The following is a 20,591-nucleotide window of genomic DNA, read 5'->3' as shown; positions in this document are numbered from 1 at the left end:
TCGTGTGGTCGCTGCCCCCCAAGGGGGCCGCTTTTCATCTTGGGGCGGCCCGGCGATGAAAAACACCCCCCATTCCGACCTGGCCAGCATTCTGGCGGCTCTCGACCCGGCCGCTGACCTGGCCCATCGCCATCTGTGGCTCATCCACCTGCTGGACTGGGTGCGCGGCAAGCGCGATTCGGTGCCTGCCGCTGTGGGCCGGGTGCAGCTTTTCATCGATGCGGTCGCGGCACGGCCCGATCTCCAGCAGCGGCTGCAAGCCTGGTGGGCCACCTTGGTGGGCCAGGTCGATATCACCACCTTGCTGGCCGATTTTGGCTTTGCGCCCCGCACTGCGCTGGTCAGCGAGATGGCGGAACGCCTGCGCACCAAGCTGCTGCCGGGCAGCCCAGAGACCATCGACGCGTCCGAGCTTTTCATGCTGGCGCTGCCCAGCGCTTTTGACGCCCAGTGGCTCGCGGCGCTCGACGAAGCCCAGCTGAACCGGCTGGTGGAGTTGCTGGCTTCCCCGGGTGGCAACAACAGCCCCGGTGGCGCCACGCGCTGGCACCGCGCCCTGCTCGACGCCATCACCTACTGCGCGGGGCAGATTCTCTCGACCGGCTTTGCCCCCGAACTCCGGTTGCGCATGAGCGAATCCGCGCGCGAGGCGCAGCCTTTTCATGCACTGATCCGCGATGTGGAGAGCCTGCGCGTGGAGGTGCTGCATGCGCTGCGCACGCCTGACCGGCTCAACGAGTCGGCCCAGCGCCTGCGCGAGCGCCTGGAGGCCTGCCGCGCGGCGGCAGCCACCGTGTACACGCATTTCGAAGACAACGGCATTTCAGTGGGCCTGGTCTTTCGCCTGCGGCAGCTGCGCGAGCGCATCCTGCGCGTGCGCGAATTGCTCGACTGCCTGCTGTCGGCCCAACCAGCCGTCACGGCGGCGCAGCTCATGGCTCACCTGGTGATGGTGGGACAGGAGCGGCGCAGCCTGCGCGCGTTGCTGGCGTCCAACTCCTCGCTGCTGGCGGCCAAGGTGGCCGAGCGCAGCGCCGAGACGGGCGAGCACTACATCACCCGCACGGGCACCGAATACCGCGCCATGCTGCGCAAGGCGGCGGGCGGCGGCGCCCTGATGGCGTTCACCACACTGACCAAGTTCGGCCTCCATGCGCTGGCGCTGTCGGCGTTCTGGGGCGGGTTCATGGCGGGGGTCAACTACGCCGTGAGCTTTGTGCTGATCCAGCTGTTGCACTTCACGGTGGCCACCAAACAACCGGCCATGACGGCGCCGGCCATGGCAGCCAAGCTCAAAGAGCTGGGCCCGGGCGGCGCGATCGAGGCGTTTGTGGATGAGATCACGCACCTGGTGCGCTCCCAGGTGGCAGCCGTGCTGGGCAATGTGCTGGTGGTCTTCCCCGCCGTGCTGGCGCTGGCCACGATGATTGCCCTGGCCACGGGCGGCCCCGCCATCAGCGTGAAGGAGGCAGAGCATGTGCTCGCATCCTTGCACCTGCTCGGGCCTTCGCTGTTTTTTGCGGCCTTTACCGGGGTGCTGCTGTTTGCATCCAGCATCATTGCGGGCTGGACGGAGAACTGGTTTGTGCTCCACCGCATGGACTCAGCTTTGCACTACAACCCGCGCATCACCGGGCTGCTGGGCGCCGAGCGCGCCGCGCGCTGGGCCCGCTTCCTGCGCGAAAACCTCTCGGGCCTTGCGGCCAATGTCTCACTGGGTTTCATGCTCGGCCTGGTGCCCGCGTTTGCCGCGTTTTTTGGGCTGGGGCTCGATGTGCGCCACGTCACGCTGTCCACCGGCCAGGTGGCTGCCGCCAGCGCCGCACTGGGCCCGCAGGTGCTGCATTTGCCCGCATTCTGGTGGGCCGTGGCCTCGCTGCCCTTTCTGGGTGCGCTGAATGTGTCAGTAAGTTTTTATCTGGCCTTCAGCCTGGCGCTGCGCGCGCAAAACGTGAGCGGTGTAGACCGCTCGCGCATCTACGCCGCAATTCGCGCCCGCCTGCGCAGCGCGCCCCTGAGCTTTTTTGTGCCAGCGCGGCAAGCCAGCGTTGGTGTATCGTCGCAGGCCTGACGGCGGGCAACCGCCGCATCTGTCCTACATGGCCGGAATGTTTCCGCCTGTAAATTCGGGGCACCAACGCCCAAGCGCACCCCCTCCCATCTGCGGAGGGCCTGTGCGCGGGCCCTTTCACACCAACGGGCACCGCCCGTCTGACGCAGAGGTTCCATGACATGAACGAAATCCTGACCTTCTGGGCGCAGTGGCTGCGCCCCTCGGCCGGGTTGCCCACGGTGCAATGGTCGCTGCTGCTGGCCGTGGCCGCCATGGCGGGCTATCTCACGCAGCGCCACACCGGCCTGCCCAAGGTGCTCGGCTATTCGCTGGTAGGCACCGCCGCCGGGCTGGCGGGCTTCAGCGGTGCCGTGTGGCCGCTGCAGGGCATTGGCCTGTTCCTGCTGGAGCTGGGCATTGCCCTGGTGCTCTTTGAATGTGGTGGCCGCATTCCGCTGCGCTGGTTCCGCCACAACCCGATGGTGCTGGTGCAGAGCATTGCCGAATCGGTGCTGACCTATTTCGCCGTGTACTGGGTGCTGGTGTGGCTGAACCTGCCCACGCAGGTGGCCGGGCCGCTGGCCCTGGTGGCGCTCGCGGCTTCACCCGCCGTGCTCACGCGCGTGGTGGCCGACACCCGCGCCGCCGGGCCCGTGACGGAACGCGCCATCGTGCTCACCACGCTGTCCACGCTGTACGCGCTCACCCTCGGCAGCGCCAAGGCGGAGCTGCTCAACCGACAGAGCGTGACCGTGCTCGAAACGATCTCGCCCGTGGTGGTGGTGCTGGGGGTTTCGATCATCGTGGCGGCGGTGCTGGCGCTGGTGCTGCGCATGGCGCTGCGGGTGATGAGCCCCACGAGCGAAAACACTTCCATGCTCTTCCTGGCCCTGGTAGCCGCAGGCACGGCCGTGGCCGCACATATGGGCGGCTCTGCGCCGCTGGCGGCGCTGCTCGGCGGCATGCTGCTCAAGCAACTCAACCCGCGCCCCTGGGCCTGGCCCCGCCAGCTGGGCAATGCGTCGTCACTGCTCACCATGCTGATGTTTGTGCTGGTCTCTACGGTGGCGGCGCAGGCCGACTGGAGCGCCCCGGTGGCCGGCGTGGTGCTGGCCCTGATTGCCGTGCGCCTAGTGGCCAAGGCCACCGGCGTGGCACTGGGCAACGTGGGCAGCGGTGCGAGCTGGAAGCAGGCGCTGTGGGTGGGCTGCGCGATGACACCGATGTCGTCCATCGCACTCTTGATCGCCTCGCAGTTCGTGCTGGCCTCGCCTTCCACCGGCCATGTGATTGCCGGTGTGGCGCTGCCGGCCATCTTGCTGATGGAGGTGCTGGGCGCCGTGATCGCCACCGTGGCCATTTACCGTGCGGGCGAAAGCTCCAAACCCTGGGCGCCATTGACCCGCAGCAACAACGGAGAAAACAGCCGTGAGTCTTGAAGCCTTCAACCATTCCGAACCGCTGACGCTGGGTGTTGAGCTGGAGCTGCAGCTCGTCAACACCAACGACTATGACCTGGCCCCCTATGCCGAGGACATGCTGCGCCTCATGAAGAAAACCCCGCTGCCCGGCAGCGTGGTGCCCGAGATGACGAATAGCATGATCGAGATCTCCACCGGCATCTGCCACTCGGCCAGCGAAGTGCTGGGCCAGCTCACGCCCATCCGCGATGCGCTGGTCAAAAGCGCTGACAAGCTCAACATCGCCGTGGTGGGCGGCGGCACGCACCCCTTCCAGCAGTGGCACGAGCGGCGCATCTACGACAAGCCGCGTTTTCGTGAGCTGTCCGAGCTGTATGGCTACCTGTCCAAGCAGTTCACCATCTTCGGCCAGCACGTGCACATCGGCTGCCCCGACGCGAACGCCGCGCTGCTCATGCTGCACCGCATGTCGCGCTACATCCCTCACTTCATCGCACTGTCGGCATCGAGCCCCTATGTGCAGGGCCAGGATACGGCCTTCGACTCGGCACGCCTGAACTCGGTGTTTGCGTTTCCGCTGTCAGGCCGCGCCCCCATGGCCCTGACCTGGGATGACTTCACGGTTTACTTCGACAAGATGACGCGCACCGGCGTGGTCAAGAGCATGAAGGACTTCTACTGGGACATTCGCCCCAAGCCCGAGTTCGGCACCATCGAGATCCGCGTGTTCGACACGCCGCTGACCATTGAGCGCGCTGCCGCACTCGCGGGCTACGTGCAGTCTCTGGGCGCGTGGTTTCTGGCCGACCAGCCCTTCATGCCCGCCGAAGACGACTACCTTGTGTACACCTACAACCGCTTCCAGGCCTGCCGTTTTGGCATGGATGCGGTGTATGTAGACCCGGCTACAGGCGACCACATGCCGCTGCGCGAGCACATCCTTAAGACCATGGACAAGATCGCCGGACACGCCGCCGTGCAAGGCGCATCAAGCGCCATGCACATGCTGCGCACTGAGGCGGAGGCGGGTCAGAACGACGCGCGCTGGCTGCGCGAGCGCCAACGCGAAGAGCAATTGCTGGCCGAGGTCAGCCGCCAGGCAGCGCAGCGCTTTCGCGGCGCACCAGCCTGAGCGCGCCTCGCACCCGCACCTTCACGCCGCCAGCGCCAGCTTGCGCGCCTGCTGCGTGCGCCCGCCATAGCCCCAGTCGCTGGCGGGCAGCTCCCGCACCACCACGTAGCTGGCCGTGGCCAGCGCGCCGTCACCGGCCAGCTGGCGCTGCAGTTCAGCAAATGCGGCCTGGATGAAGGCGGCCTTCTCTTCCCGTGTGTTCGTACCCTCTGTGATGCTGATCTCCAGCAGTGCCGTGGGCTGCTCGATGGGCGCACCGCCGATGTGCCAACGCGCGGCGGGCAGGTCGTCGATGACCACCGCCGTCACCTCGCGGCGCTTGCCCAGCAGGTCCACGGTCAAGTCGGTCAGCGCGCTGGCCAGCTGCCGGTAGCGCTCGGGGTTTTGTAGCGGGGCGAGTTTCAGAACAAGGGTTGGCATGGTGTTTTCAGCTCCGGGGTGGAAGGATTCATGGGCGCAGCTTCAGTGCGCGCGAGGTGGAAAGCCCGGCGGACCATGCGCAGGAACCCACGCGCCACCCAGGTGTGGGCTTCGCGAATCGCGTCCTGCCGCAGCTGCAGCGCGTGGCGCTTGGCCTCGTCGCGCAGTCGCTGGTAGTCATCGGGGTGCAGGTGCTGTGGGTACATGCTCATTTCCTTTCAGGGTGAAGCCACTGTAGGCAGCACCGGGCACGGCGGAAACCGCCTGCGCTGCAAGGCCGTTTTGCACAGATTGCAAGGGGCCTGTGCGCGCATCGAGCGCGACGATTCGTGCAGAGGCTCCCCAGCCCCCCGCCGTTACCATTGCCCGATGCGCGATATCCGCTTTGAAGACATGCACCTGTTCGTGCGCGTGACCGATCTGGGCTCGCTCTCGGCGGTAGCGCGCGAGCGCGATGCGCCGGTGAGCCAGGTCTCGCGCACGCTGGCGCGCATCGAGAAAGCCTGCGGCGCACGGCTGCTGCACCGCACGACCCACGGCCTCACTCCCACACCCGAGGGGCTGACCTTTCTGGACTACTGCCGCCGCATCACCGGCACGCTCGACGAGCTGGAGGGCGAGTTCGCCCAGCAAAGTGGCCAGCCCAGCGGCTGGGTGCGCGTGGCGTCCAGCTCGGTGGTGGCCGAACACCTGCTGATCCCCAGCTTCGACAGCCTGCAGCACAAGCACCCGCAACTGCGTGTGGAACTGGTAGTGGACGACCGCATGGCCGACATGGCGCGCGATGGCATCGACATCGCCATCCGCACCGGCCCGCCGCTGACCGACACCGTGGTGGCGCGCCCGCTGGGCACGCTGGCACGCGCGCTGTACGCCACACCCGGCTACCTGCAGACACACGGCGTGCCCCAGCGCCCCGACGATCTGCGCCAGCACCGGCTCATCACCAACAGCGCGGTGGCGTTTCTGAACCACTGGCCTTTCCAGATCAATGGCGAACCGCGGGTGCTGGTGGCCGAGGGCCACTGGCGCTCGGGCAGCACGGCCATCACCGCGCGTTTGGCGCTCCAAGGCCTGGGCATTGCGCGCCTGGCCACGGTGGTGGCTGAGCCCCTGGTGCGCCAGGGCCTGCTGGCGCCGGTGCTGGCCGACTGCGTGGACCTGCAGCCCAGCCCCATCCATGCCATCACCCTCACCCGCAGGCACCGTCTGCCCAAGATCCAGGCCTGCATCGACCACTGGGCGCAGTGGTTTTCCGCCGCAGAGCCGAGCGCCTGAGCGGGTTCGCGCCGTTTTCTTCCTCCGATTCTTTAGGACCGCACCGTGGGTGAATTCGACCTGATTGCACGTTACTTCACGCGCCCCGCGCGCCCGGACGGTGCCGTTGCGCTGGGAGTGGGCGACGACTGCGCGCTGCTCGCGCCCACACCCGGCATGCAGCTGGCCATCTCCAGCGACATGCTGGTAGAGGGCCGCCACTTCTTCGCAGACGTGGACCCGGACGCCCTGGGCCACAAGGCGCTGGCCGTGAACCTGTCGGACCTGGCGGCGTGCGGCGCGCGCCCGCTGGCGTTTACCCTGGCCTTGTCACTACCCCGGGTGGATGAGGCCTGGCTGGAAGGCTTCTCGCGCGGGATGTGGGCGCTGGCCGATGCCCACGGCTGCGAGCTGGTGGGGGGCGACACCACGCAGGGCCCACTCAACATCTGCATCACCGTGTTTGGCGAGGTGCCCCCCGGCCAGGCCCTGCTGCGCAGCGGTGCGCGGCCCGGCGACGACATCTACGTGAGCGGCAACTTGGGCGACGCCCGCCTGGCGCTGGAGGCACTGCTGGGCCACATCCCCCTGCCCGCCGACGTGCTGGCCCGCGCGCGCCAGCGGCTGGAGCGCCCCACCCCGCGTGTGGCCCTGGGCCTGGCCCTGCGCGGCGTGGCCAGCAGCGCCATGGATGTGAGCGACGGGCTGCTGGGCGACCTGTCGCACATCCTCAAGGCCTCCGGCGTAGGGGCCCGGATCGACACGCACATCACTTCAAAATTGATAGCTTCTAGCGCTTATCCATCAAGCGCTAGCAGCCTATTTGATGCTGAATTTATCCACCAATGCACGCTGGCAGGCGGCGATGACTACGAGTTGGCCTTCACCGCCCCGCCCGCACAGCGTGACGCGGTGGCCGCCGCGTCGCAGGCAAGCAGCACGCCCGTCGCCCGCATCGGCACGGTGCTGGTCACACCTGGACTGCAACTGGTGGATGCACAGGGCCAACCGGTAGACAAGCGCTACGCCTCGTTTGACCATTTCCGGTAACGGGCAGCCGTGACTGGCCGCGACTTTTTTTCGCAAACCATGAATCCTTTTGCGATACCCGCGGCTCTTGGTGGTGGAGGCGCCCTGTGTTGGCACCTCCTTCAACCGACCAAGGAGCCCATTCCCATGCTGTACCGCAAAAACATCACCCGTCCCGAAAGCCTGCTGCGCGTTGTGGGGGGCGTCGCCCTCATCGCTGCGGGCCTCTGGTGGCTGGCCGCATCGCCCCTGGGCCTGGCACTGGCCGCCTCGGGCGTTGGCAGCATCCTGAGCGGCGCATTTGGCTACTGCCCCGCCTGCGCCATGGTGGGCCGCAAGCCTGTCGAATGACATGAAACAACACCCCCTGAGTCGCTTCGCGCCTTCACCCCCTGCTCTCATGCTGTGCGTGGGCAGGGGGACGCAGCCAGCGCGGCGGGGCGGCCCTTGCGCGGCTGCCCGCGCAGGGGTCGCACCGGCTTCACAGGCTGCGGGTGGCGCAATGCACTGTGGAGGACTAAAACCATGACCGCACCCACACTCGCCCAGCTGCTTCCCGCCGCGCGCAGCGGCGACGCCGTGGCGATGGAGCAGCTGCTGCGCCTCACCCGCCCCGACATCCGCCGCTATGCGCTGCGCCATTGCGCAGCCACCACGGCCACCGACGACGTGGTGCAGGAAGCGCTCATCATCGTGTACCGCCGAGTGGGCGCGCTGCGCGAGGTGGCGGCGTTTGGTGGCTGGGTGGTGCGCATCGTGCAGCGCCTGTGCATGCGGCCGATGCTGGCGTGGCTCAAGGCCGAGCCGCTGGCGCAAGTCGAAGACAACCTCGCCTGGTCGCACCGCCCCGACCACGAGCTGCGCCACGACCTGGCCCTGGCCATCGACTCACTGCCGCCCCTGTACCGCGAGGCCCTCCTGCTGCGCGACTTCGAGGAGCTGACCATCGAGGAGATGGCGCAGCGGCTTGGGGTGACGCGCGAGGCCGCCAAAAGCCGACTGCACCGGGCAAGGGCCCTGGTGCGCGAGTACCTGGTGCCATCGGCGCCTGCGGCTCGCTGAGCCCCGCTGTGCACGCAATCTAACGGGCTGCGCAATAGTTCACGCAGCACGCTGCAGGCTTGTGCGTGGCCCGTGCAACAAGGTGCAACATCGCGCTCCATGGCTTATACCTACCTGTTCTTTCAGCCTGCACGGTTGCCGCTGTCCACCGACGAGCTCTCACCCGACACGGTGCTGATGCTGCGCGACATCCATCACATCAAAACATCGCTCGCGCAGATGGTGCCGGGCCTGGAGTGGGCCCTGCCCACCTGGGGCCACGCCACGGTGCTCGGGCATGGCGTGGAATTTCATCTGCCCGACAACGCGTCCGAAGGCCCGCTCGCCATGCACTGTTCGCTGCGCACCGACTACACCGCCTGGGTGCAGGCGCTGTGCGACGCGCTGGGCTGGCTGGCGTTCGATGAACGGCCCATGTGCCTGCAGCCCCACGGCCCATCGTTTCCCGCCTGAGAGTCCGCCCTGCGGGGCAGGTGCCGAAGACCCCGGCTACTTCGCAATGATGGTCAGCAAATCTTCACGCGTGGACTGCGCGCCCGCATCGGCAAAGGCCATGCGGTTCTGGGCCGAAAGCTTGCCCCACGGGGCGATGCAAACCAGATGGAGGCCTACCGCAGCACGCATGTGGGCGATGTGCATGACACCTCGCCCTACCCTGCCGACAACCCACCGGACATCGAGCCCTGTGTGAAGAGAGACAAGTCCCAGTTCATCTTCACCGCGGACTGGATACGGCGCATGGGCAGGCTGATCGCGTTCGTAGCGCTGGGGGCATGAGCACCTCACGGCCAACATTACGGGCACCATTTGCTACATTTTCAATAGCTATTTGCGCTTACCTGTAAAGCGCTGAGTGGCAATTTGGCTCATTTTCTCCTGCCCCACCCGGAGCGCCGGGGAGAAAACCCCGCCTCAACGCATCTGGAACAGCTCCTGGTGAAAGCGTGCAGGCGAGCGCCCCAGCTGCTGCATGCCCAGGCGCACCGCCTCGGCAAAACCCTGCGGCCCACAGAACCACACACTCGCCGCCGGGCTGGTGCCCGCCAGCAGCGCTGTGGGTGTCACGGGCCCAGCGTCGTCGCTGTAGTGGATCTCCAGCGTCACGCTGGGCAAGCGCGCGCACAGCGCGGCCATGCGCTCGGCAAACACCGCCTCGCCCGCATGGCGCACGCAGTAGTGCAGGTGCACCCGGGGCGCCAGCGCGGGCGTGGACTGCATCGACTCCAGCCAGGCCATGAACGGCGTGGCGCCAATGCCTGCGGCCACCCACACCTGCTCGGTGGCGCTGTCGCTGCGAAAGTCAAAGCAGCCATACGGCCCCTCGATGCTCACCGTCTGGCCCGGCTGCACCTGCAGGGGCAGCTGCCCCGTGTGGTCGCCCAGCGCCTTGATGGCAAACCGCAGCACGCCGTTGCCCTGGTCAGCATTGAGCAGGGTGAAGGGGTGTGCCCCTTCGGCACGGCCAAAGGTGACAAACGCAAACTGACCGGCCGCATGCTTCCAGCGACTGGCGGGGCTGACCTGGCAGGTCACTTCCAGCACCCCAGCCCCTTGGGGCGACACGCTCACCACACGGGCCGCATGGCGGCGGCTGCGTCCGATGGCCCCGGCCAGCGAGCGCACTGCGCACAGCACCCCCACCAGCGTGCACAGGCCCACCAGCACACCCGCAGGCTGCTGCCACCAAGCGGGCGGCGTGAGCACCACAGCATGGAAGGCCAGCACCAGGTACACCACGGCCAGCAGCTTGTGCAGGTAGCGCCACACGTGGTACGGAAACCGCTGCCACAGCGTGATGACCAACATGGCCGCGAGGAACCACACAGCCCATTCCCCCATCTCCTCGGCCAGGTGGCGGAAGGTGTTGAGCCACCAATCCGCGCGCGGCGCGCGCACTGGGCGGCCTACCCAGTCAGCCAGCAGGCTGCGCGACAGCTGCAGCCCGTAGTGCAGCAACGCCAGCACAATCGCGCCGATGCCCGCCCACTTGTGCAGGCGGTAGCTCTTGTCCAGGCCACCCAGCGGTTTTTCCAGCCACGCGGGCCGCACGGCCAGCACCATGATCAGCGACATCAGCGCCCAGGCTGCCACCCCGGTGAGCAGGATCAGCTGGTTACGCCACCACCAGACATCGCCCCACGCGGGCGGTGCAGGCTGGGGCACGATCAAAGCCAACATCCACACGCCGATGGCCACCGCCAGAGTGCCCCCCAAAACCTTCTTCCACATCACCAGCCCCACTAATTGTTGCAATGCAGCAACTGTAGAAACCCGCGATGAACGCCACCTGAACAGTGTGTGAAGCAGCGGCAAAGCGCGCCAGCTTGTGGCCGGAGGTTGATCTGCATCAGCCCTTTGCGCAGGTGCTGCCCTCCTCGGAATCAAGCCTGCACAAAACGCGCAAGCGGCCTGCGCGGCGTGGCAGGCACCTCGCCCTGCGGGTAGCCAATGCGGCAGAACATCTGCACGGTGGGCTCCTGGGGTGTGCGCGGCGCGGGCCGCCCCAGCACCAGCTGGTGCACGCGCTCGAAGTGCGGGGCCATCTCGGCAAATTCCTGCACCGCCTGGCTCATGGGGTGCATGCCCACACCCAGCGCCGTGGCCTGCAACTGCTGGCGCACATACAGGCGCCCGGTATGAATCTGGTCGCTGCGCGTGTTGGGGCCGGCAATCCACACAAAACCCATGGCCGTGCGGCTGTGGCCTTCAAAGCGGCCCATGGCATTTTTGTATGCCGCGCTGCCTTCGGCGGGTGGTGCGGAGCGGTCGAACAGGCCAAGGGCCGACACCGCGCGCACAAAGGGCGAGTTGATCGAGATGCCATCGCGGTGCTGCAGGATCTCGGCCGGGCCCACGCGGGTGAGCTGGATGCTTTCCATCATGGTGCGCGGCGTGAGCAGCTCTACCCGGGCGGACTCCCAGCACAGCGTGCGCAGCGCGGGCAACTGGTCTGCACTGACGGTACCGCCAACGCTGAGCGGGGCTTGAGCCGGGGCGCTGCCCAGCAACCGGGCCAGCAACTCGGGCGCCACGGGGCGGGTGGTGTCGAAATCGGTCTTGGGCGTGCGGCGCAGCAGCACCTGGGCAAACAGCGGGTCGGGCTGGCCGCCCGGCTTGAGGGTGATGCGCGCCACGGGACGGTCGTCCCAGTCCTTCAGGGCCGCAGGCATCTCGCCCTGCGGCCACAGCAGCACCTCGCTGGCCACGCCTTGCTGGGCCAGCGCCATCACCAGCAGCTCCAGAAAGGCGCCATGGCCGATGAGTATCTGGCGCCCCCCCGGGTCGGTCTGTGGCAACACCCGTGCAGGGTCGGTGCGCAGGGTGATGACACCGCTCTCGCGCAAGTCCACCAGCCAGGGCTGCAGGTTGTGCGAATTGGGCGCGGTGATGGCGTAGGCCACCGCCCGGCGGCGCACATCGGTCTCGCCCACAGGGCCCTGCCAGGCCTCGACCGCCTCGGCGGGATAGTTCGAGCTCACGGCGCCGCAGGCGACCAGCGTGCCGGTGGTGGCGGCGGCGATGGTGCCACCCCCTGCCAAACGAATGAAGTTGCGACGGTTCATGAGAAGACTCCGGTGGTTCAAAGGTTGTGCCGTCAGGCCAGCGCAGCGCGGGTCGAACGCAAGGCTACGAGCCCCAAATCTGCCAGCGCCTGGCGCACGGCCTGATCGAAGGGGGTGTGGGGCTCGTCGCCGATGAGCGCACGCAGGCGGGTGTTGTCCAGACGGTGGGGCGTGCGCCACAGATAGCGCATGTCCGCCAGCGCAGCGAACGTGGGGGCCACCAGCCCCATCACGCGCAGCAGCGGCCACGGCAACCGCCCCACCCGCAGCGCGCCCGCATCGGGCAGCCAGCCCTGCTCTGCAGCAATGGCCGTGAAGCTGTGCAGCCACTGCTGCGCCGTGACGTGATGGCCAGCGAAATGCAGGCACTCGAAGGGGGCCAGCCGGTCCCGCTCTTGCGCCACGCGCACGAAGGTGCGGGCGAGGTCGGGCAGATAGGCCCAGGGCGTGGCTACGTCCAGCGGGCCGGGCCAGGTGATGCGGCCCCGGGGCAGGTCCTTGGCAATGGCCTGGTCCAGCCAGCTGCCGGTGCCACTGCCAAAGAAGTCCCCGGCGCGCAGCACCACGGCGCGCATGTCGCCCCCTTGCGTGGCAGCCTGCAGGCGCAGCTCCAGTTGCACCCGCATGCGGCCCTTGAAGCCCGTGGCGGCCTGGGGTGTGTCTTCGTGCAGCACGGGCGGCATGCCTTCGCCAAAGTTGTAGACGTTGCCCGGCAGCATCAGCGTGGCGCGCAGCTGGCGGGTGACGGCAATGGCAGCTTCCATCAACGCGGGCGCCTCTTCGCGCCAGGCCTTGTGCGTGTAGGCGGGGTTGAGCGCATGCACCACCACCTGCGCGCCTTGCGCCTGGGCCGCCAGTGCGGCGGTGTCCTCCACCGCCACGGGCATCCACCATACACCGGCGATAGCGGGCAGCGCAGGCCCGCGCGCACCGGGCCGCACCTGGGCCAGCACTTGCCAGCCGGCCTGGGCAAAGGCCCGGGCCGCCGCCAGTCCCAGCCGGCCCCGGGCGCCCAGGATCAACACAGTGGAAGGGTTGTCCGTGCAGGGCGGAAAACGGGGGTGGGTGGTCATGTCAGGGCTCCATTCACAAGGGATGTATCGATTGTGGAAACGCAGAGCCCGTTACACAATTGGCTAAGCATCCATAACAGCAATGCAAATTTGAATACCTCCAACCACCCTGCTGTTACCCCGTTGCAGGCACGCTATCGCCATGAACCAAACCTTTGACTGGAGCCTGGTGCAGTCCTTTCTGGCCGCGCTGGACCAGGGCAGCCTGCTGGGCGCAGCCCGGGTGCTCAACGCCAGCCAGCCCACCATTGGTCGCCACATTGCCGAACTCGAATCGCAGCTGGGCGTGGTGCTGTTTGAGCGCACCGGGCGCGGCCTACTGCCCACGGCCACGGCGTTGCGGCTGGCCGAATCGGCCCGCGCCATGGAGATGGGCGCCCACCAGCTGGCACGCAGCGTGTCGGGCGCTGAGGAAGGCGTGAGCGGCACCGTGCGCATCACCGCCAGCCAGCCCGTGGCCTGCGTGCTGCTGCCGCCCGTGCTAGCGCGCATGCGCCAGGCGCTGCCCGAGGTGCAGGTCGAGCTGGTGGCCAGCAACCAAGTCACCAACCTGCTGCGCCGCGAGGCTGACATTGCGCTGCGCATGGTGCGCCCCGACCAGGCCAGCCTGGTGGCCAAACGCATCGGCGCGGTCACGCTGGGCGCCTATGCCCACCGCGACTACCTGCGCCGCAAAGGCACACCCCGGCAGCCGCCCGACCTGCTGCAGCACGAGCTGGTGGGCAACGACCGGCACGAGGACATCCTGCAAGGCTTTGCCGCCATGGGCTACCCGGTGGAGCGCCAGCACTTCGCGTTTCGCACCGACGACCTCATGGCGTATTGGGAAGCCGTGCGCGCAGGATTGGGCATCGGCTTTGTGGGCAACTACATGGCCCGCACCGACCCAAACGTGGTGGCGGTGCTGCCCCAGCTTGCGTTGCCCGAGCTGCCCATCTGGCTCACGGTGCACCGCGAGATCCGCACCAGCCGCAGGATTCGGGCGGTGTATGACTTTTTGGCGGCAGAAGTGCCAAGGGTGCTTTAAGCGCCTGTTTCAAACCACGGCGGCTGCTAGCATCCCATTCCCTTCGTCCACCGCGCCCCAGGAGCCCCGTGATCCACCCGCCCATTGTCTTGCGCTTTCCACACCCGCTGCGGCTCTTGTGCCTTGTCAGCATGGCCCTGCTCTGCAGCGCGGCCGCGCCTGCGCTGGCCCAGGACACCTCCCGAATCGCCCGCGTCACCGTCTACCCCGGCAGCGCCACGGTGGAGCGTGTGGCCAAGGTGCCCGCTGGCGCGCGCAGCCTCACGCTGGCCTGCCTGCCCGCGTCGCTGGATGTGCAAAGCCTCCAGATCAACGCCGACCCTGCCGTGCGTATGGGCGAGTTCAACGTGCTCACCGAGGACCGCGATGTGGCGGCGGGCTGCGCGAGCCCGCTGGACGGCCGCATCCGCGAGCTGGAAGACCAGATCGCAGGAGTGAAGGCCGAAGCCTCCGCCCTGCAACTGGTGGATGGTTACCTGCGCAGCGTGGCACAAACCGGCAATGGCCAGGAGGCGGCATCGCCCGCTACAAGCGCCCCCCGTGTCGCCACCCCTACGCCCGCACAGATCACCGCTACCGCCGATGTACTGCGCAAGTCTGGCCAAGACAGCTTTGCACGCGCGCACCAACTGCAACGCAAGCAGGAGGCGCTGGAGCTGGCCCTCAAGCCCCTGGTGGCCGAGCGCGACCGCGTGGCCAGCCAGCGTGCGCGGGTGGTTTCCGTCACCATCAACCTGGCCGCCGAGCGCGAGGCCGAGCTGCGCCTGTCTTACCAGGTACGCGGCCCTGGCTGGCAACCCACCTACCGTGCCACGCTGGATGCCACCAAATCCACCGTGCTGATCGAGCGCCAGGCGCTGGTGGCGCAAAACAGTGGCGAAGACTGGAGCAACGTTCAAGTGACCCTGTCCACCGGCCAACCAGGCCGCGCCACGCAGGGCCGCTTGCCGCGCGAATGGACGCTGGATGTAGCCCCTCCGCCGCGTCCCATACCTGCCGCCGCCCCCGCCGTGGCGATGGCCATGGCGGCAGCGCCTTCGCCCGTGGCACGCTCGCGCAACGCGGTCGAGGAGGCCATGCCCACCTTCGACGTCAGCACCCTCGACAAGGGTTTTGCCACCGAGTTCGCCGTGCCGCAGCGCATCACCGTGCCATCAAGCGGCCAGCGCGTGACGCTGGCGCTGGGCAACCACACCGCACCCGCCACGCTCATCACCCGCGCAGCCCCCGCCGTGGAAGAAGCCGCCTACCTGGTGGCCCACATGGCCCAGCCGCCCGGCGTGTGGCCCGCAGGGCCAGCAGGCCTGTACCGCGACGGCGCGTTTGTGGGCAACGGGCGCATCGACTTCGGCACGCCCAGCGCGGGCGCCCCGGCGGGCAGCACCAGCCTGTCGTTTGGCCGCGATGAACTCATCACCGTGCGCGCCGAGCCCGCGCAGGACCTGACGGGCAGCACCGGCTTTACCGGCTCGCGCACCGAGCGCAAGACCCGCCGCGCCTACAGCGTGGAGAACCGCCACAAGACCGGCATCACGCTGCAGGTGCTGCATGCCGCGCCGGTATCGCGCAACGAGAAGATCGAGGTTGAATCGCGCTACCAGCCCCAGCCCACCGACACGGCCTGGAACCGCACGCCCGGCACCGTGGCCTGGCAGCAGCCGCTGGCCGCAGGCGCCACGGCGCAGTTCAGCGCCGAGCACACCATCCGCTACCCCAAGGATGTGGAGCTGCAAGAACGCCAGTGAACCGGCAACTGCAGCCCGCACCCACCCACAACAGTCGTTCACAATCGACAGCAGCGCCCCACGAAAAAGCCCGAGGAGCCAGCCCCACCATGAGTTACCAACACATCCTCGTTGCCGTTGACGGCAGCCCCACCTCGGACCACGCCGTGGCCCAGGCCACCAGCCTCGCGCAATCCACGGGCGGCCGCATCCGGCTGCTGAATGTGATGGACCCGGTGGCCCACATCAGCGGCTTTGAGCAGCCCGAGGTCTACAGCCAGGAGGTACTACCCCGCCTGCGCAAGGCCGGCGAAGCCCTGCTGCACCAGACCCAGGAGCGCGTGGCGCAACGCGGTGTACCCGTAGACACTGTGCTGATTGAAAACCTGGACGCCCGCGTGGCGCAGCTGGTGGTGGAGCATGCCCAGGCCTGGGGGGCCGACCTGATCGTGCTGGGCACGCACGGGCGCCGTGGCCTGGCCCGCGTGCTGATGGGCAGCGATGCCGAGCAGATTGCACGCACCGCGCCCGTGCCCGTGTTGCTGGTGCGCCTGCCCGCAGGGGCAGACGTGGCCGCCAGCGACTGACAGCCCCTCCCTCGTGCCATGACCGTTTCCGAGCCCCCGCAGCCCCTGCCCTCCCGCCGCCCTACCGTGGCGTTCATGTTTTCCCACCCGGCCCACTTCATCGCACTGGGTTTTGGTGCTGGGCTGTCGCGCGTGGCGCCGGGCACCGTGGGCACGCTGTGGGCGTGGCTGAGCTACCTGGCACTGCAGCAATGGCTGCCGCCCCAACACATGGGCCTGCTGATTGCCGCCAGCACCGTAGTGGGCTGGTGGGCCTGCACCACCACCGCGCGCAACATGGCCGTGGCCGACCCCGGCAGCATCGTGTGGGACGAGGTGGTGGCCTTCTGGCTGGTGCTGTGGCTGGCCATGCCCATGGGCTGGTGGGGGCAGCTGGTGGCTTTTGGGCTGTTCCGATTCTTTGACGCGGCCAAACCCGGGCCGGTGGGTTGGGCCGACAGCCTGTTCAAGGGCTTTGGCTGGCGCGGCGGCTGGGGTATCTTGTGGGACGACTTTGTGGCAGCCTTCTGTACCCTGCTGGTCATTGCAGTGTGGAGGTTCGCATGACAACCGCATCGCTATCAAATCAAGAGCTGCTAGCGCTTGATACATCAGCGCTAGAGGCCAATTTGACCCAAATTTCTCTGGAATTGCTCAAACACAGCCACCTGCTGGCCACGGCCGAAAGCTGCTCGGGCGGCATGATCGCGGCGGCCTGCACCGACCTGGCGGGCTCCAGCCAGTGGTTCGAGCGCGGCTTTGTCACCTACTCCAACGCCGCCAAGGTCGAGATGCTGGGCGTGCCCGCCGCACTCATTGAGCAGGAAGGCGCCGTGAGTGAGGCCGTGGCCCGCGCCATGGCCGATGGGGCGCTGGCCCATTCCCAGGCACATGTGAGCCTGGCCGTAACCGGCGTGGCCGGCCCTACAGGCGGCAGCGAGGCCAAGCCCGTGGGCACTGTGTGGTTTGCCTGGTGCGTGAATGGCGAAACCCACAGCGAGATGCAGCACTTTGCGGGCGACCGCGCCGCCATCCGTGCGGCCACGGTGCGCTACGCACTGCAGCGGTTGCTGGGGTTTCTGCTGGGCTGACCCCTGGGTGGGCGCCTGAAGGGGCGCACACGCCAATTCAGCCTGTCGCTCCAACGCAATCAACCATCGCCGCATCCCGCATGACCTCTCCTACCTGGTTTGAAGGCTTCACCACCCAGCGCATCACCACCGCTGGCGCCGAGATTTTTGTCCGCACCGGTGGCACTGTGGATGCACCGCCCCTGCTCCTGCTGCACGGCTTTCCGCAAACGCATGCGCTGTGGCACCGCGTGGCGCAGCAGCTGGCGCGCGACTACTTTCTGGTGCTGCCCGACCTGCGCGGCTATGGCGATTCATCGCACGCGCCCGGCCTGCCCGACCACAGCAACTACAGCAAACGCGCCATGGCGCAGGACATGGCCGAGGTGATGACCGCGCTGGGTCACGACGCGTTCTTTCTGTGCGGCCACGACCGGGGGGGCCGCGTGGCGCACCGCCTGGCGCTGGACCACGCCGCGCGCGTGAAGAAGCTGTGCGTGATCGACATCGCCCCTACGCTCGACATGTACGCGCGTACCGACATGGAGTTTGCGCGCGCCTACTACCACTGGTTCCACCTCATCCAGCCCGCGCCGCTGCCCGAGACCATGATTGGCGGCAACCCGCTCGCCTACCTGCACGCCAAGCTGGGCGGCTGGGGCAGCGCGGGCCTGGCCCACATCGAGCCCCAGGCGCTGGCCGACTGCGAGCGCTGCTTTTGCACGCCCGAGGCCATCCACACCGCGTGCGAGGACTACCGCGCCAGCGCAGGCATCGACCTGGAGCACGACCGCGAAAGCCGCGCGCGCGGCGAGAAGATCGCGTGCGACACGCTGGTGATCTGGGGCGAACACGGCGTAGTTCACCGCCTGTTCGACCCGCTGGCCCTGTGGCAGGCGCAATGCGCGGGCGTGGTGACGGGCCAGGCCGTGCCGGCGGGGCACTTCATCCCCGAGCAATTGCCCGAGGCCACGGCCCGCGCGCTGAGCGCCTTCATGCGCTGACGACCCGCTCCGCATCGGCACGGAAGGGCAATCGCAAGGGCCCGCCGTGCATTTGTTCACGCGCTGCCCGGCCACCATGCCTTGCACAGTGCGCACAGATGCCCTTGCGTTCCTAGAATCCGCCGCTTCGCACGCTGCGGAACCCATCGCAAACACGACGTGTTGGCGAGCCCCCCCCGCTTTCCGCAGCGCCCCACCGAGCCTTGCCGACTGCGTGACCATGCCTCCTTTTACCGCCACCCAGAACCAACTGCTCACCGAGCACCTGCGCAGCTTTCTGCCAGGCATCGAACCCGAGGCGCTGGAGCTGCTGCGCGCCCAGCTGGAGTGGGTGGAGGTGCCCGGCGGCAGCACGCTGATGGCGCAGGGCGAGCCCGGCGAGTCGATGTACCTCACCGTGAGCGGCCGCCTGCGTGCCTATGTGCGCAGCGATGACGGTAGCAGCGGCCCGCAGCGCCGTGTGGCCGACATGGGCCGGGGCCAGGTGATTGGCGAGATCAGCCTGTTCACCGACGCACCGCGCGCCGCCACCGTGGTCGCCGTGCGCGACTCGGTGCTGGTGCGGCTGACCAAGGACGTGTTCAAGACCCTGCTGGCCAGCAGCGCCCAGGTGTCGATTGCCCTCACGCGCCAGATCATCCAGCGCCTGCAAACGGGCACCGCCGCCCACACGGCCGCACAAGAGCGGCCCGTGGCCATGGGCCTGCTGCCCGTGAGCAGCGGCGTGGACCTGCAGGGCTTTGGCCAGAGCCTGGCGCGCCAGCTGGGCACCATCGGCCGCGTGCGTGTGGTCGACTCCGCCACCGTGGATGCAGAGCTGCACGAGCCCGGCATTGCCCAGCGCGAAGGCGCCGATGCCACGGCCAACCGGCGCATCGCCATGCTGCTCGACGAGATCGAGGCCCGCAACGACTTCGTGCTGCTTCTGGCAGACCCCGAGCCCACGCCCTGGACACGGCGCGTGAGCCGCCACTGCGACGAGTTGCTGCTGCTGGCCGACGCTCAGGCCGAGCCCGCCATACACCCCATCGAAGAAAACTGCCTGCTGCGCCGCGCGCCCCTGGCCGAGGCCGCCGAGATCCTGGTGCTGCTGCACCCGGAAGGCACCCAGTGCCCGCGTGGCACCCAGCAATGGCTGGACCGCCGCCCCGTGGCCGACCATGTGCATGTGCGCCCCACCCTCGACCGCGACATGGCGCGCCTGGCCCGCATCCAGAGCCGCACCGCCGTGGGCCTGGTGCTGGCGGGCGGCGGTGCGCGCGGCTTTGCGCACCTGGGCATCTACCGCGCGCTGCAGGAGGAAGGCGTGGAGATCGACTGCGTGGGTGGCACCAGCATCGGATCGGTCATGGCCGCGTATGTGGCATCCGACCGGCCGCTGGCGACGGTGATGGCCAACGCCCGCGAGGCGTTTCGCACCAACCCCACGGGCGACTGGAGCCTGCTGCCGCTGATGTCGCTCATCAAGGGCCGCCGACTGCGCCACATCCTGCAGGAGGCCGTGGGGAGCCTGGTGGGCTTCCCGGCCCAGGTGGAAGACCTGTGGAAGAACTACTACTGCGTGGCCACCAACTACTCGCGCGCCAGCGAACAGGTGGTGCGCCGTGGCAGCCTGGTGAAATCGCTGCTGGCCAGCATCTCCATCCCCGGTGCATTGCCGCCCGTGGTGCACGAGGGCGACCTGCTGTGCGACGGTGGCACGTTCAACAACTTTCCGGTGGACGTGATGCGCAGCAGCATGCGCGGCGTGGGCACGGTGATCGGCGTGGACCTGAACTTCCGCAAGCCGCGCCGCATCGAGCTGGACGACATCCCCACCAGCTGGGCTCTACTGCGCGACAAGCTGCGCCCGCGCGCCCAGCGCCGCTACAAGCTGCCCTCGCTGGCCAGCTACCTCATGCAGGTCACCATCCTCTACAGCATGTCGCGCCAGCGCCAGTCGCAGCAGCTCACCGACCTGTACTTCAACCCCCCCATGGACCGCGTCGGCATGCTGCAGTGGAACCGCTTCGAGCAGATCGTGCAGCAGGGGTATGCACATGGCATCCAGGTGCTGGACGGACTGGATGACATCAAGCGCCGGCGCATCGGCGGGCTGCGCACCCGTTGAGAACGCACCACACGGCCCGGTCGCCCAAGCGGCATGCAACAGGCAGGCACCGGTGTAGCATGGGCGCCCTTGAGGAGGAG

Annotated in this window: 21 protein-coding genes; 16 read left to right on the top strand and 5 right to left on the bottom strand. The window is 68.0% G+C overall.

Translation table 11 applies throughout. From position 1 onward, the window contains the following. Window positions 1-55 precede the first annotated feature (55 nt). From C8C93_RS22245 to C8C93_RS22235, 3 genes are all read left to right on the top strand, one after another. Window positions 56-2,071 (top strand): site-specific recombinase, encoded by a 2,016-nt coding sequence (locus C8C93_RS22245; protein ID WP_121508333.1) that lies wholly within the window; start codon window positions 56-58, stop codon window positions 2,069-2,071. 161 nt (window positions 2,072-2,232) lie between these two features. Continuing rightward, window positions 2,233-3,492 carry a cation:proton antiporter gene (locus C8C93_RS22240; RefSeq protein WP_121508332.1) on the top strand — a complete coding sequence of 420 codons (1,260 nt, stop codon included), beginning with the start codon at window positions 2,233-2,235 and terminating at the stop codon, window positions 3,490-3,492. After that, window positions 3,482-4,606, top strand: a complete 1,125-nt coding sequence (locus C8C93_RS22235; RefSeq protein WP_055395579.1) for a YbdK family carboxylate-amine ligase — start codon at window positions 3,482-3,484, stop codon at window positions 4,604-4,606. Before C8C93_RS22240 ends, C8C93_RS22235 begins: the two co-directional genes overlap by 11 nt. A 21-nt stretch (window positions 4,607-4,627) precedes the next feature. On the opposite strand, the gene C8C93_RS22230 is transcribed toward C8C93_RS22235, so the two are convergent. Together C8C93_RS22230 and C8C93_RS22225 are read right to left on the bottom strand one after the other, a co-directional pair. Beyond that, complete coding sequence (locus C8C93_RS22230; protein ID WP_121508331.1) at window positions 4,628-5,026, bottom strand: tautomerase family protein; 399 nt, start codon at window positions 5,024-5,026, stop codon at window positions 4,628-4,630. After that, window positions 5,008-5,232, bottom strand: a complete 225-nt coding sequence (locus C8C93_RS22225) for a hypothetical protein (protein ID WP_147433269.1) — start codon at window positions 5,230-5,232, stop codon at window positions 5,008-5,010. Before C8C93_RS22225 ends, C8C93_RS22230 begins: the two co-directional genes overlap by 19 nt. Window positions 5,233-5,395: 163 nt before the next feature. Between C8C93_RS22225 and C8C93_RS22220 the strand changes: the two genes are divergently transcribed. The 6 genes from C8C93_RS22220 (at window position 5,396) to C8C93_RS25175 (ending at window position 9,151) form a co-directional block, all read left to right on the top strand. Continuing rightward, the gene (locus C8C93_RS22220; protein ID WP_121508330.1) at window positions 5,396-6,304 is read left to right on the top strand and encodes a LysR family transcriptional regulator; all 909 of its coding nucleotides are present in this window, start codon (window positions 5,396-5,398) and stop codon (window positions 6,302-6,304) included. A gap of 45 nt (window positions 6,305-6,349) precedes the next feature. Beyond that, window positions 6,350-7,333, top strand: a complete 984-nt coding sequence (thiL, locus tag C8C93_RS22215) for a thiamine-phosphate kinase (RefSeq protein ID WP_121508329.1) — start codon at window positions 6,350-6,352, stop codon at window positions 7,331-7,333. A 126-nt stretch (window positions 7,334-7,459) separates the two neighbouring features. Further along, the gene (locus tag C8C93_RS22210) at window positions 7,460-7,663 is read left to right on the top strand and encodes a DUF2892 domain-containing protein (protein WP_010466405.1); all 204 of its coding nucleotides are present in this window, start codon (window positions 7,460-7,462) and stop codon (window positions 7,661-7,663) included. A gap of 174 nt (window positions 7,664-7,837) precedes the next feature. Beyond that, window positions 7,838-8,374: an RNA polymerase sigma factor gene (locus C8C93_RS22205; RefSeq protein WP_121508328.1), complete on the top strand. Its 537-nt coding sequence runs from the start codon at window positions 7,838-7,840 to the stop codon at window positions 8,372-8,374. A 99-nt stretch (window positions 8,375-8,473) separates the two neighbouring features. After that, on the top strand, window positions 8,474-8,827 hold the full coding sequence (locus C8C93_RS22200; protein WP_121508327.1) for a hypothetical protein: 354 nt from the start codon (window positions 8,474-8,476) through the stop codon (window positions 8,825-8,827). Between the two features lie 147 nt (window positions 8,828-8,974). Next, entirely contained in the window at window positions 8,975-9,151 is a 177-nt protein-coding gene (locus tag C8C93_RS25175; RefSeq protein WP_158603288.1) for a hypothetical protein, read from the top strand. Between the two features lie 135 nt (window positions 9,152-9,286). Here C8C93_RS25175 and C8C93_RS22195 read toward each other — a convergent pair whose 3' ends face one another. The 3 genes from C8C93_RS22195 to C8C93_RS22185 form a co-directional block, all read right to left on the bottom strand. After that, entirely contained in the window at window positions 9,287-10,627 is a 1,341-nt protein-coding gene (locus tag C8C93_RS22195; protein ID WP_233559536.1) for a ferric reductase-like transmembrane domain-containing protein, read from the bottom strand. 128 nt (window positions 10,628-10,755) lie between these two features. Next, window positions 10,756-11,937: a twin-arginine translocation pathway signal protein gene (locus C8C93_RS22190; RefSeq protein WP_121508326.1), complete on the bottom strand. Its 1,182-nt coding sequence runs from the start codon at window positions 11,935-11,937 to the stop codon at window positions 10,756-10,758. Between the two features lie 32 nt (window positions 11,938-11,969). Further along, a complete protein-coding gene (locus C8C93_RS22185) occupies window positions 11,970-13,010 on the bottom strand; it encodes an NAD-dependent epimerase/dehydratase family protein (protein ID WP_055395563.1) in 1,041 nt (346 codons plus the stop codon). Between the two features lie 142 nt (window positions 13,011-13,152). Here C8C93_RS22185 and C8C93_RS22180 point away from each other — a divergent pair, with 142 nt between their 5' ends. From C8C93_RS22180 to C8C93_RS22150, 7 genes are all read left to right on the top strand, one after another. Next, a complete protein-coding gene (locus C8C93_RS22180) occupies window positions 13,153-14,037 on the top strand; it encodes a LysR family transcriptional regulator (RefSeq protein WP_121508325.1) in 885 nt (294 codons plus the stop codon). Between the two features lie 131 nt (window positions 14,038-14,168). Beyond that, window positions 14,169-15,782, top strand: a complete 1,614-nt coding sequence (locus C8C93_RS22175; RefSeq protein ID WP_121508324.1) for a DUF4139 domain-containing protein — start codon at window positions 14,169-14,171, stop codon at window positions 15,780-15,782. 89 nt (window positions 15,783-15,871) lie between these two features. Further along, window positions 15,872-16,348: a universal stress protein gene (locus C8C93_RS22170; protein WP_121508323.1), complete on the top strand. Its 477-nt coding sequence runs from the start codon at window positions 15,872-15,874 to the stop codon at window positions 16,346-16,348. Window positions 16,349-16,366: 18 nt separating this feature from the next. Next, complete coding sequence (locus C8C93_RS22165; RefSeq protein WP_121508322.1) at window positions 16,367-16,894, top strand: phosphatidylglycerophosphatase A; 528 nt, start codon at window positions 16,367-16,369, stop codon at window positions 16,892-16,894. After that, window positions 16,891-17,418, top strand: a complete 528-nt coding sequence (locus tag C8C93_RS22160; RefSeq protein ID WP_121508321.1) for a CinA family protein — start codon at window positions 16,891-16,893, stop codon at window positions 17,416-17,418. Before C8C93_RS22165 ends, C8C93_RS22160 begins: the two co-directional genes overlap by 4 nt. 80 nt (window positions 17,419-17,498) lie before the next feature. After that, entirely contained in the window at window positions 17,499-18,401 is a 903-nt protein-coding gene (locus tag C8C93_RS22155; protein ID WP_121508320.1) for an alpha/beta fold hydrolase, read from the top strand. 220 nt (window positions 18,402-18,621) lie between these two features. Further along, a complete protein-coding gene (locus tag C8C93_RS22150; RefSeq protein WP_121508319.1) occupies window positions 18,622-20,511 on the top strand; it encodes a cyclic nucleotide-binding and patatin-like phospholipase domain-containing protein in 1,890 nt (629 codons plus the stop codon). Window positions 20,512-20,591 lie beyond the last annotated feature (80 nt).

This window comes from Acidovorax sp. 93, from assembly GCF_003633835.1.
GTDB classification, from domain to species: domain Bacteria; phylum Pseudomonadota; class Gammaproteobacteria; order Burkholderiales; family Burkholderiaceae_C; genus Acidovorax; species Acidovorax facilis.
The sequence above is the reverse complement of the archived record's forward strand: the minus strand, read 5'-3'. Positions and strand labels throughout refer to the sequence as shown.